Here is a 12,345-nt window from a genome sequence, read left to right on the forward strand (position 1 = left end):
CGTTAATTCCATTGAAGCTATATTTGAAAAATGGTTTTTGTAAGGTGTTAATCGGTCTGGCAAAAGGTAAAAAGAACTATGATAAACGCGAAGACTTGAAGAAAAAAGAAGCCAAGCGTGAAATCGAACGTGCCTTCCGTGAACGTCAGAAAATGTAGCTTACAAAAAATTACAATTGAAAATTCCTTTGAGTGTGTTATAATAAGTTTGTCGCTAAGATGCGACACAAACTGAAGGCTCAACAACTTGCCAGTTTCCAAAACGTCTTGCTGAAGTTTCAGCACATTTTATAATGGGGACGCTACGGATTCGACAGGGGTAGTTCGAGCTTAGGTTGCGAGTCGAGGGGATCGGCCTCGTTAAAACGTCAAAGCCATTAACTGGCAAAACTAACAACAACTTAGCTTTCGCAGCTTAATACTGCATAGCTGTTCGCCCCTCCATCGCCTATGTGGTAGGGTAGCGGACTCACTCTTAGTAGGCTACGCCGGATTCCACCGCCTGAGGATGAAGGAAGAGAACAACCAGGCTAGCTGACCGGACGCCGGTCGATAGGCAAATGGCTCAGCGAAACCCTAATATATCGACTACACTCGTAGAAGCTTAAGTGCCGATATCTTTGGACGTGGGTTCGACTCCCACCGTCTCCACCAAATACATACTTTGGTGGATTTTTTATTTTTGTGTGACTTGGACCATAATATTGCCGCTTTGGCAACGATATGCTTTAAAAAACTGCTGGCAAGAATATGCTTCAAATATGTAAGAACTGTAGAAACTAACCTTCTGCAGTTCTTTTTATTTTAAGTTAATACCCCATAGAAACAACTTATAAGACTGCATACCATTTTTATTTATCAATGATTACTAAAAGAGAGGAAAAGTTCCCAATTAGTCTAAAGGAAGAAGTTACACATTTTAAAACAGGGCTGAATGCTCTGTCTTTTTTTATCAGCGTACAATTTTATTTTATTAACTTATTAACAAATACTTTAAGTACATAACTATTAACAGACTCTTTTTATTCCTGAAACCTCAAAGCCTTCTCATTTCCTTATGCATTTAGTTTTATCATTTTCCATTGGGGGTTGACCTAAAGGAGTCATACTTGAAGTCTCTTGTATGAACAACATTCCCTAACGGAACAACGGCCAATTTTTTAGGCCCAAGGAAGATGTAGAATTATTAGTGTTTAAAAATGCAAGAGAGGGGTGAACATGGCTAATGGTGTTCTGCTATTCATCCATTTTAAGTTCCTTTCCAAATGGTATATTTAGTATAGTACTTACTAAAACATAAAAATGCATAGAGAATTAGAAGGAAATAAATACATGCAAATGTAAAGGTAAATGATATGATTATCTAATATGCTCAGCATGGATGACACGCGAAATAAGTGTTTAAAATATTGAGTGTGAAAAAATTTTTTTGATAGGATGACAAGATGAAAAATGAAGTCACTTTAACGGTAAAGGGCAAGTTCGCAAATAAATATAAAAGCGGTTATCCGCTCATATCAAAGGAAGCCATACTTAATTTGAACGAAGATACTAAAGACGGAACGATTATCCGTCTTGTTGATGAAAAGAATAAGTTCATAGCAAGAGGCTATTTTGGCAAACAAAACAAAGGTTATGGATGGGTACTTACCCGAAACGAGAATGAACAGATTGACCATAGTTTTTTTGTAAATAAAGTGAGAGGTGCAATCAACGATCGGGAACCTTTTTTTAATAGCCCGGATACCAATTGCTTCAGAATCGTAAATGGCGAAGGTGATGGTTTAGGCGGATTAACCATTGAGTATTTTGATGGCTATTATTTAATCAACTGGTATAGCAAAGGAATTTACCATTTTCGTGAGCATATTATTAATGCGCTGAAGGAGTTAGTGGAGTTTAAAGCCATTTATCAAAAGAAAAGATTTGATGTCAGTGGGAAATATATTGAAGAAGATGATTTCGTAGAAGGAGAAAGAGGAACCTTCCCGATTATCGTAAAAGAAAATGGAGTAAGCTTCGCTGTTTACTTAAATGATGGTGCGATGGTTGGTGTATTTTTAGATCAAAGAGATGTAAGAAAAAGAATCCGGGATGCTTATGCGGAAGGAAAGAACGTACTGAACACCTTTTCCTACACTGGCGCCTTTTCAGTATTTGCGTCCATCGGAGGCGCAAGTAAAACAACAAGTGTGGATTTAGCAAATAGAAGTTTAAACAAAACCATTGAGCAATTTAGTTTGAACGGTCTGGATTATGACTCACAGGATATCATTGTTGAAGACGTATTCCAATACTTTAAGTTTGCGGTAAAAAAGCAGCTAACGTTTGATATGGTTATACTGGATCCTCCAAGCTTCGCAAGGTCAAAGAAGTTGGTATTCAGCGCTGAAAAGGACTACAAAAATCTTTTAAAGGAAGCTATTTCTATAACTAAAGATGAAGGGATTATCATAGCGTCCACCAATTCCAGTTCTTTTAATATGAAAAAATTCAAAAGTTTTATTGATCAGGCATTTAGAGAAACAAACAAAAAATATCTGCTCATTGAGGAATTTACCCTTCCAAAGGACTTTAAAACAATAAAAGAATTCCCAGAGGGCAACTATCTTAAAGTTGTGTTTATTAAGAAATTGCCATAGAAAAATGTGAATGATATCAATCCAGTAATGTAAAGGAATGGGTTATTAAAAATAACCTCATTTAGATACATACAGGGGAACCGTATCATAAGTAAGTGAGGTTTTTTAAAACAGGCACATTCGCTTCATGTGAATGTGCCTATTTGATTTGTATCTCTACTAAAGTATCTGTTGCATTTAAGTAAGTCACTTTACAGGTAACTGTTTCTTCTTTTAAGTAAGAAAATTCATCGCCATCTGCCGAAAAATTTAAACGTTAATGTAAATATTATTTTACGCTGATTTCTTTTGTTTTTGGTCAAAAAAATGACAAAAGAATGTTAGCAGACTTGCACAGACTGCAACTACTCCACCGACCCATGTAACAATCATTAAATTCCCTTGATGATATACAATTCCTCCTAATGCAGAACCAAAGGCGATGCCTACGTTGCTTGCCACTGGCATAAGTGAAGCAGCGAGTCCTTTAGCATTTGGCTGATAAATTCCGGCGAGGTCTATTAAATAAAGCTGAGTAGATGTTGTTAAGAGGATGGTCATTAACGACATTAAGCAAATGTTTACGAGTCCTAAAATGAAATGATTTGTAGTCCAAAATAAACTTGTCAGAACAACTGCTTGCACAAGAAAAACAAGCCGAAGGCGACCGATTGCATTGTGGCTGGCAATTTTACCGGCGAGGATGTTGCTGAAAATCGAGATAAACCCGTAACCAAATAAGATTAAACTAATTGAATTATATGGTGCTCCCATTTCCTTCAAGATAGGAACAAGGTAAGTAAAGACGGCATAAGTTGCGCCAAATCCGAGAGCAGGAATGAAAAAGCCATCAAAATTTGTGGCTTGGTCATTAAAGAAAACTGATCACGTATCGAACTGCATACTTGGCTGAGTCTATTAGGTAAGACAAAATAGGTGGCCAAAAACGCCAATCCTCCTAGGAAAGTGGTTAACATGAAAGTGGCATTCCAGCCGTACCATTCGGCGATTACAATACCAATTGGCACTCCAACGACATTTGCAAGTGTGAAACCACCGAAAACGAATGATATAGCAAGTCCTCGTTTGTTAGTCGGCATGGTTTCACTTGCAACAATCATGGCTAGAGAGATTAATACTCCTGTTACAATCGCTGTCATAATCCGAAGTGCAAGGAGCATGATGTAGCTCGTCGATATTACGCACAAAGCATTCAGGACGATGAAAGATCCTATCAAAAACAACATCCATTTACGCTTTGGAAAATGACTTGTTGCTGACATCACTAGTGGTGTGGCGATAGCAAAGGTAATTGTAAACGCAGAAACGAGTGTGCCTGCTTTTGCATTTGTCATATGGAAAATAAGGGTTCTTTGAGGTAACATTAATATGCTTTAATTAATTACATTTATTTAATTTAATCACATATTTTTTTGTGACGTAAAGCATAAAATTTCCGTTTGGAAACTTTATGCTTTATTTTTTTAGGGAATTTTATGCTTGATTTAAGTAAATCAAATTTAGGGTTTATATCTTTCTCAATTTCTTTTATGACACCTTCAGAGTCATGCTATCATTATTTAATAGAGAAATATACTCTATCCTAACAATATATGATTCAGATAATTAAGAAAATAAAATTGGGATATTTGAAAATGAAAGAGGTGCATAGTAATAATGAACTCTGACGTTAAATTATCAATAAAAGAAATATTAGAGAGTCGGAACTTTCAAGATGCAAAAGTAATAGCAGGAAAAGCTGGACTTTATCGAACGGTGAAATGGGTTCATGTTATGGAAGTAACCCAAATTGAAAAGCTCTTAAATGGAAATGAACTGATCCTTTCGACAGGCGTTGGATGGAATGGAAATAAAGAGATTTTTCTTGCATTTTTCAAAAAATGTTCTTATTTTCCATAAATTTATGTTATTTCCGTCACACTTTTGATTTTCATTCAACAGTACAATCATATTGATTTTATCAAGGAAGTGGGGCTAATACCATTTTAGGTAATTTGTAGTTAGGTACACAAACATTAAAGGGAGGGAATCGTTTTGTTCAAAATTTTTATCTTTGTGTTAATCGCAGTAACATTAATAATGCTTAGTATTTTCATGGATGGAATGATCGATCTTTATAAGCAGGAAGAAGAGAAAAGAAAAAATACGGTTAGAGATGGATTGGAAGGTTATTTGGATCAAGTATTTGGATTTGGCCGTGTTAGAATCTTTAAGACCCTAATTGACGCTGACGGAAGTGTAAGATACGTCGTATATTTGCCAAAGTATGAATGGTTTAAAGCACCTACATATACGTGGTACGAAGTGTACCTCACTAATAAAGGCTTTAGACATAATGAATTTCAAGCATAAACTCCAGGTTTAGTTAAAGAAGAAGTGAAAAATGTCAATTTCTAACGTTTTTCACTTCTCTGTTTTAAAAGATATATATTCCCATCGGCAATTTAAGGCCAAGGTAAACTGTAACGATTAAAATGACCAAAAACAAACTCCAAAAAACTGCCACCTTTTTCCCCTTTTTCCCCTCTGCAAGAATCATTTCAAATAAGCCAATCATTAGAATTCCTAAAACAGCTTTTAAAACATAGAGAATGGTTATTTTATATAAAGAGAACAACATCATAACTCCTGTTAGGATGATTAAAAGATACATCACACGGAGAATCATTTTCAAAACTTTTGTGCTTCGGCCTTTATTTTGTAAGAGTAATATAATCCCAAACAAAATGATAGTTAGTATAATTGTAGTTATGTGTGCATGAGTCATGGATTTCTCTCCAATATGTAGAATAGTTTTCTGTATTAGCCTAGAATTTCTTCCAGGAATGCATTAAATTCCGCCTCGTCGAACAAATCTAACACATGATCATCATCGAAACGATTTTCTGAAAAGTCTTCTTTATTCATACCTATACTGTTGTTTGGAAAAGACATTTTTGTATCTGCCAAATCTGCTTTTGCTAAAATGTCATTAGCCAACTTCTCAAACTTCTTCGAATGATTCAATTGAAAAAAGGCAAGCTTATCCATAGTTTCTGCTTTTATCAAAATAATTGATTCCTTATTTCTTCCTCCTGCTACAACCAATTTTTCATGATGCTCAAATTTTTCCCTTATTGATAGTGGAAGTTCAATTTGACCATTCTTATCTATAGTTGTTGTACCCAAAAAACCTCTATAATCAATCAATTGCACTCACCTCCTAAAAGTAGGTTAAATCATACTTTTCATATGAACAATCCATTTCACAGAATGTACATATGGCGAAATTTTGTCAGATTTATCCTCTGGAATGGCTGCTTACTGCCTAATTTATTTCTTCCTTTAACATTTTCAATAAAAAAGGCACACTTTCTATTCAAACATGGAAAAGGTTTTATGGGTTTCTTATACTAATTTTTGCCTATTCCATACTTATTCAAGGCAAATAGGTGACGAAGGCGGTAAAAGGACTTGTATTTTCCAAATCGAAGCAATATGATTACCCTTGGGTCAAAATAGAAGAATATTAGAAGAACCAAAGAAAGAAGGTTAATTTCCCATGAAGAGCAACACAAACTATGTTCCATCAAGATTTAATGCCCTATCAAAAACAGACGATAACGGGGTTATTCTTTTCAATAGTTATAATGGAGCTATAGTTCATTTTTCAGAGGATGAGAAAACAACCGTATTGTCCTCTCTTAAACAAGAAGGATTAACGGAACTGGAAACCGAAATGCAACATGACTTATATGAAAATGGGTTCTTAGTTTCCAGCCAAATAGATGAAAGTAGGAGAGCACAGTATCTCCATCAATCTCTGCACCGGACAGATGTGATGCACCTCGTCCTAATGCCAACTGAAGCTTGTAACTTCCGCTGCACCTACTGTTATGAATCGTTTACCCGTGGAAAAATGAACCGCGACACCATCAATGGACTAAAAGCACTCGTAAAAGAAAGAGCTACTAATCTCTCACAATTAAATATTAGCTGGTTTGGCGGTGAACCCTTGCTTTCATTAGATGTTATTGAGGAACTCTCTCACTCTTTCATGGAAAGTGCTAGGGATAACCGAATCCATTATGCTTGTGATCTTGTGACAAATGGATATTTATTAACCAAAGAAGTCTTCCAAAAATTACTCTCTTGGGAAATCAGACAGTTTATGATTACGATTGACGGGGTTGAGGAAGTCCATGACGGTCGTAGACATTTTACCGGTGGAGGGAGAACATTTGATACCATTATCAAAAACCTAATTTCCTTGAAAGAAGTCGAAGATTCGTTTGATATAACCATCAGGGTAAATTTTGATGACAGCAATCTTGAAGAAATGCCTAGACTGATAGAGTTTATTAAAGAACAATTTGCTGATGATCAACGGTTTAGTATCCTGTTTCGACCTGTGGGCCGATGGGGTGGTGAAAATAATGATGATCTTCCTGTGTGCAGTCGAATCATTGCAAATACAAAAATTTGGGAGTTTTCCAATCACGCAGTAACTAACGGTATTGGACTAAGTCCTATGGTTGCCGGATCCTTAATGCCAAGCGGCTCTGTTTGCTATGCAGCTAAACCTCACTCTCTAGTGGTAGGCTCTGACGGCCAACTTTATAAATGTACGGTTTCATTAGAAGAGGAAAGAAATCAAGTTGGAAAAATCCATGAAGATGGTACCCTTGACCTTAATTATGATAAAATTGCTCTTTGGGTGACCTCTGGAGAAGAAACGGATACCGTATGTCAATCCTGTTTCTACCGGCCAGCCTGTCAAGGAAATCATTGCCCATATTATCGGATGATGACTGGCGAAAGGCCATGCCCTTACGAGAAAAGGAATATCAAAAAAGCCTTAAACCTGATTTGGAAAAATAGTATACAGGACTAATATCTTTCACCATTTGAAAGGAGGTGAAAAGGAATGAAGGTTTTACGTCCAGCAACATCACCTGTCAGTAAATTAGATTCAGGTAAAATTATGAAATCTGTACCAGGTAACTTGAAATAAGCTGTTACGAACAGTGATTTGGCACTGTTCGCTTCTTAGCATATGAGAGGTATTAGTCTATGAAAATTGAATTACCAAGATTATCTGATGAGTTACCATTAAGGAACTTCCACGACCTTTTTTATGAAGAAGAGGAAGAACTCGAAATGTGCCAGATTATGGACACCGTATTCGAACATGAGGTAACAAATCGGGTTCGATTATATAATATGGTGATAAAAAATTGCAGCTTCATTCATACTGATTTTAACAATATCGATATAACAGACGTTTTGTTTGAGAACTGTGACTTTTCCAATGCAAAACTAAATAAATCTTCTATCCATCGCGTTGTTTTTAAAAACTGTAAATTATTAGGGGTAGACTTTACCGAATCGCGCTTCGGTAATATTCAGTTTGATCATTCCGTTTTAAACTTATCTGCATTTGGAAATACAAAGTTTGAAAAAGTTCTATTTCAAAACTCCTCTTTAAAAGATACCGATATTTTTGATTGCAAACTAAAAAGTGTCCTATTTCAAACCTGTAATCTGGACGGAGCTAATTTTACACAAACATCATTAAAAGGGATTGATATTAGTTCATCCTCGTTTAATTCCCTTATCGTAACTTTTGACGATTTGAAAGGATGCAAAGTCTCAACAGACCAAGCTATTCTATTTGCCAGTTTGATGGGTTTAATCGTGAAAGACTAATGGTGAATGATTCTTTAAAACACATATTTACATGTAAGGACTTCATTAGATGGANNAGTATTATAGTAAAGGATACTTTTGTAGATTAATAACACAGCTGAAAGGAGAAAAGATGAAGTTTTTTAGAAAAATTGGAACAGTTTTATTGGCAGGAGCCATGTTGTTGACGTGCGTGGATTTACCTCATTCTGCATACGCAAGGACCATGACCACAGCCAATGTCAAAGGGATTTTGGATAGTCCTGTAGTTGGATCTAGTCTCGCCGGAACACAAAATGTCAAAGGCTGGTTCTTAGATCAAAGTGGAGTAGCGAAAATCGAAGTAATGGTAGACGGCAATGTGGTTGGAAAAGCTTATTATGGCGATAGCAGACCGGATGTCCAAAGAGCTTACCCATTATTCAATAATGGGAAATCTGGTTTTCATTTTGCTCTCAATACAACAAAATTTTCTGATGGAAAACATACTGTATCCATTAAAGAAACCGCTAAGAATGGTCGCGTTACTACCTTACCCGCAACACCTATTAGCATTGCCAATACCAAGGGAGTATTGGACACTCCAGTTACAAACTCTACTCTTACCGGGACCCAAAACGTAAAAGGCTGGTTTTTGGATGGAAACGGAGTTAAAAAATTAGAGATATTGGTGGATGGAAAAGTGGCTGGACAAGCCGTTTACGGTGATGCAAGACCTGATGTAAAAACGGTTTTCCCTCTATTCAAAAATGGAAACTCTGGGTTTCATTTTGCTTTAGACACTACCAAATTCTCCGACGGTGACCACACCATTGCAGTGAGAGAAACATCAAAAAATGGTCGAGTTACTACCTTACCGGAAAATAAAGTAAAGTTTGAAAATATCAAAGGTGAATTAGATCATCCGGCAGCTGGTTCTACCCTTACCGGAAGCCATGAAATAAAAGGCTGGATTTTAGATCAAAATGGAATATCCAAAATCGAAGTACTGGTGGATGGCAAGGTAGTAGGTCAGGCAGCCTATGGTGATACCAGACTAGATGTAAAAAAGGCTTTTCCTCAATTTAAAAATGGCAAATCAGGCTTCCATTATACTCTTGACACGACTAAATTCTCAGATGGTTTACATACTATTACTATTCGTGAAAAGGCCATGAATGGTAACGTTAAAACTCTACCATCAAGGTCTGTAACCATCAAAAATGTCGAGGGAGTTTTAGATACACCTACTGCAGGTTCCACACTTACAGGAACAAAAAACGTATCCGGCTGGTTCTTGAATGCGCATGGTATAGCAAAAATTGAGGTACTTGTTGATGGCTCAATAGTTGGACAGGCCGCTTATGGTGATGCTAGATTAGATGTTGAAAAAGCTTTCCCACAATTCAGAAATGGTCATTCAGGCTTCCATTACTTTCTTGACACAACTAAATTTACTGATGGTAACCACACCGTTACAATTAAGGCAACAGGAAAAGATGGGTTGATCACAACCTTGCCAAATCGTTCCTTTACGATAAAAAATATAATTGGAACCATGGACAGTCCTACACCAAATTCCACCCTCCAAAAAATCATTAATATATCTGGCTGGTTATTGGATCAAAACGGAGTAAAGAATATTGAAGTATTAATAGACGGTGCTGTAGTTGGTCAAGCTGTCTATGGCGATGTACGAAAGGATGTCCAAAAGGCTTACCCTGATTTCAAAAATGGTAACTCCGGTTATCACTTTTCATTGGATACAACCAAATACACTGAAGGAAAACATACCATTACAATAAAAGCAACTAACAATAAAGGCCAGGTTACAACATTGCCTAGTACAACTGTGGCATTTAATCAATCAGCCTTTACTGTATTTTTAGACCCTGGACATGGGGGATATGATCCAGGTGCAACTGCTGGAGGATATCAAGAAAAAAACTTGAATCTTGCTGTAGCAAAAAAAGTTCAATCCATTCTATTAAATAAAGGCTACACTGTATATATGTCCCGCAGTACTGATACCTTTATTCCCTTACTAGATCGTTCTAGTATGGCCAATAATGCAAAAGCTGATATTTTTGTTAGTATCCACACGAATTCAACAGGAACTGGTGCTACGTCTGCTTCTGGAATCGAGTCTTTCTATTATGAATATGATCCGGATTATCCTTCCAAAATTAATGATGACATGGATGATAATCCGCAAAGAGTATCAAAGAGTATCACACTAACAAACATAATCCAAAAGAAAATGGCCTCCTACACAGGAGCATATAATCGTGGAACGGCTGGAAATTCCTTTTCGGTTATTCGTGAGTCAGCAATGCCTGCTACGTTGGTAGAGATTGGATTTATCAACAATGACAGTGAACGTAATAAATTAATTACCGATTATTACCAAAACACATTAGCAAGATCTATTGCCGATGGGATTGTGGAATACTTTAAAACATTTTAATCTACTAAAAAGACTACTCCCTGATGATGAAGAAGTAGTCTTTTTTTCATTATATTTCTTTACTAACAATCTTGATAAAAGAAAAAGAAATCCATTAACTCTAATAAATTAGCACTTGTAAAACTAACATTAGTCCACCAAAACCTAGAACAAAAAGAACAACAGGCCAAACGAATCTAAACCAATGAGAATACTTCATATTCAACATTTGTAAAGTCGCCATTACTAATCCGGTTGGTGCTAAGAAGAGCATAGCATACTGTCCAAATTGATAAGCAGTAACAATGACAAACCGTGGGATATCCACCGTATCAGCTAAAGGAGCAAGGATCGGCATAGAAAGAACAGCTAATCCGGATGACGACGGAACGATAAATCCAAGGACAAAAAAGATCAATAACATGGCAAGAATAAAAATTGGCCCACTTACATGCGAAACAAGAGAGGATGAAAATTGAAGAATCGTATCAGAAATCAAGCCTTCATTCATGACGATATTAATTCCTCGAGCAAGACCAATAATTAAGGAAACACCCACTAAACTCGATGCACCATTTACAAAGGCATCGACGACACCTTTCTCGCCAATACCGTTTTTTCCAGTAGCTGTTAAGAACATAATAATAATAGCAAATGTTAAGAATGAAGCAGCCATGGTAGGGAACCACCAGCCCTGAGACATAACACCCCATACCATAAGTGGGAATCCCACAACAAACAATGTCAATATAATTTTTTTACGCACTGTAAATGAAGTATTTTCGTTTCCTTCAGTCGATGCTACAGACCACATTTTATTGAATTCATCACGATCTTCAAAAGAATAAGAGAACGTAGGATCAGCTTTCACTTTTTGGGAATACCAACGTAGATAAAGGACGACAAATATGGCCGCAATAGCTAACCCACCAATCCGCCAAGTAAGACCTTGAGTGAAATTGATTCCTGCGGCATTAGATGCAATGACCACGGAAAAAGGATTAATTGTCGAAAAGCAGGTACCAATTGAACTTGCTAAGAATATAGCCCCTACACAGACGATAGAATCATACTCCATCGCTAAAAAGACAGGAACTAAAATGGGATAAAAGGCTACGGCTTCTTCCTCGATCCCGCATAACGTTCCACCTAAAATCATTAAAATCGAGACCAAGAAAATTAAAAGGAACTCACGCCCTTTCGTTTTTTTCGTCAAAGCTAAAAGACCAGATTCGAACGAACCACTTGCCTTAACAACACCAATCAAACCGCCTAAAACAAAAATAAATACCATAATATCAACAGCCTCTATTGTCCCGCGAATCATACTGTTTGTTATGGTTTCGGGTCCTGCAGGCTTCTGTTTTAATCTTTTATATGTATTTGGAACAGAGACCGGTTTCGTTATTCCTCCTGAAGTGAACTGTTTGATGTCAATCTTAACACCAAGTTTGTTAAGTTCTTCTTGTGTACTAGGAATGGTTTTGACTTTTCCATATGGATCAGTAATTTGCAATTTAGAACTAGATGAATCATAGGATAACTTTGAATAAGACCCTGCTGGAATAGCCCATGTTGCAATCACAGCAACAATCGTTAAGAAAAACAAGAT

General features: G+C 36.6%; 10 protein-coding genes, 1 other RNA gene and 1 pseudogene. 8 read left to right on the forward strand and 4 right to left on the reverse strand.

What is annotated here, in order from left to right:
• The 3 genes from V7083_RS13600 to V7083_RS13610 form a co-directional block, all read left to right on the forward strand.
• Positions 1 to 158, forward strand: a 158-nt coding sequence (locus V7083_RS13600; RefSeq protein ID WP_335478616.1) for an SsrA-binding protein, incomplete at its 5' end; no start/stop codon positions are given.
• 136 nt (positions 159 to 294) lie between these two features.
• Positions 295 to 653: a transfer-messenger RNA gene (gene ssrA / locus V7083_RS13605) on the forward strand.
• A 791-nt stretch (positions 654 to 1,444) separates the two neighbouring features.
• Positions 1,445 to 2,641 carry a class I SAM-dependent rRNA methyltransferase gene (locus tag V7083_RS13610; protein ID WP_335478596.1) on the forward strand — a complete coding sequence of 399 codons (1,197 nt, stop codon included), beginning with the start codon at positions 1,445 to 1,447 and terminating at the stop codon, positions 2,639 to 2,641.
• Between the two features lie 273 nt (positions 2,642 to 2,914).
• On the opposite strand, the pseudogene V7083_RS13615 reads toward V7083_RS13610, so the two are convergent.
• Positions 2,915 to 4,005, reverse strand: a pseudogene (locus V7083_RS13615) (MFS transporter).
• Between the two features lie 292 nt (positions 4,006 to 4,297).
• Here V7083_RS13615 and V7083_RS13620 point away from each other — a divergent pair.
• Together V7083_RS13620 and V7083_RS13625 are read left to right on the forward strand one after the other, a co-directional pair.
• Positions 4,298 to 4,540 (forward strand): PucR family transcriptional regulator ligand-binding domain-containing protein, encoded by a 243-nt coding sequence (locus V7083_RS13620; protein ID WP_335478598.1) that lies wholly within the window; start codon positions 4,298 to 4,300, stop codon positions 4,538 to 4,540.
• Positions 4,541 to 4,675: 135 nt separating this feature from the next.
• Positions 4,676 to 4,993 carry a hypothetical protein gene (locus V7083_RS13625; RefSeq protein WP_335478600.1) on the forward strand — a complete coding sequence of 106 codons (318 nt, stop codon included), beginning with the start codon at positions 4,676 to 4,678 and terminating at the stop codon, positions 4,991 to 4,993.
• A 64-nt stretch (positions 4,994 to 5,057) separates the two neighbouring features.
• On the opposite strand, the gene V7083_RS13630 is transcribed toward V7083_RS13625, so the two are convergent.
• Both V7083_RS13630 and V7083_RS13635 read right to left on the reverse strand, forming a co-directional pair.
• Complete coding sequence (locus V7083_RS13630) at positions 5,058 to 5,408, reverse strand: DUF1516 family protein (RefSeq protein ID WP_335478602.1); 351 nt, start codon at positions 5,406 to 5,408, stop codon at positions 5,058 to 5,060.
• A 35-nt stretch (positions 5,409 to 5,443) separates the two neighbouring features.
• On the reverse strand, positions 5,444 to 5,830 hold the full coding sequence (locus tag V7083_RS13635; RefSeq protein ID WP_335478604.1) for an AbrB/MazE/SpoVT family DNA-binding domain-containing protein: 387 nt from the start codon (positions 5,828 to 5,830) through the stop codon (positions 5,444 to 5,446).
• Positions 5,831 to 6,182: 352 nt separating this feature from the next.
• Here V7083_RS13635 and V7083_RS13640 point away from each other — a divergent pair, with 352 nt between their 5' ends.
• From V7083_RS13640 to V7083_RS13650, 3 genes are all read left to right on the forward strand, one after another.
• Entirely contained in the window at positions 6,183 to 7,514 is a 1,332-nt protein-coding gene (locus V7083_RS13640; RefSeq protein WP_335478606.1) for a radical SAM/SPASM domain-containing protein, read from the forward strand.
• 179 nt (positions 7,515 to 7,693) lie between these two features.
• Positions 7,694 to 8,329 (forward strand): pentapeptide repeat-containing protein, encoded by a 636-nt coding sequence (locus V7083_RS13645; RefSeq protein ID WP_335478608.1) that lies wholly within the window; start codon positions 7,694 to 7,696, stop codon positions 8,327 to 8,329.
• Between the two features lie 112 nt (positions 8,330 to 8,441).
• Positions 8,442 to 10,754, forward strand: coding sequence for an N-acetylmuramoyl-L-alanine amidase (locus V7083_RS13650; protein WP_335478611.1), 2,313 nt, complete (start codon positions 8,442 to 8,444; stop codon positions 10,752 to 10,754).
• Positions 10,755 to 10,854: 100 nt separating this feature from the next.
• Here V7083_RS13650 and V7083_RS13655 read toward each other — a convergent pair.
• Positions 10,855 to 12,345: YfcC family protein (locus V7083_RS13655; RefSeq protein ID WP_335478613.1), on the reverse strand; the 1,491-nt coding region annotated here is incomplete at its 5' end.

Origin of the sequence: Bacillus sp. JJ1764 (assembly GCF_036962145.1) — a bacterium.
In the GTDB taxonomy this organism is placed as follows: domain Bacteria; phylum Bacillota; class Bacilli; order Bacillales; family Cytobacillaceae; genus Neobacillus.

Excerpts from the sequence above, each read along its gene's own strand:
- V7083_RS13610 (WP_335478596.1), top strand. The coding sequence starts at position 1,445 with ATGAAAAATGAAGTCACTTTAACGGTAAAGGGCAAGTTCGCAAATAAA.
- V7083_RS13620 (WP_335478598.1), top strand. The coding sequence starts at position 4,298 with ATGAACTCTGACGTTAAATTATCAATAAAAGAAATATTAGAGAGTCGG.
- V7083_RS13630 (WP_335478602.1), bottom strand. The coding sequence starts at position 5,408 with ATGACTCATGCACACATAACTACAATTATACTAACTATCATTTTGTTT.
- V7083_RS13640 (WP_335478606.1), top strand. The coding sequence starts at position 6,183 with ATGAAGAGCAACACAAACTATGTTCCATCAAGATTTAATGCCCTATCA.
- V7083_RS13645 (WP_335478608.1), top strand. The coding sequence starts at position 7,694 with ATGAAAATTGAATTACCAAGATTATCTGATGAGTTACCATTAAGGAAC.
- V7083_RS13650 (WP_335478611.1), top strand. The coding sequence starts at position 8,442 with ATGAAGTTTTTTAGAAAAATTGGAACAGTTTTATTGGCAGGAGCCATG.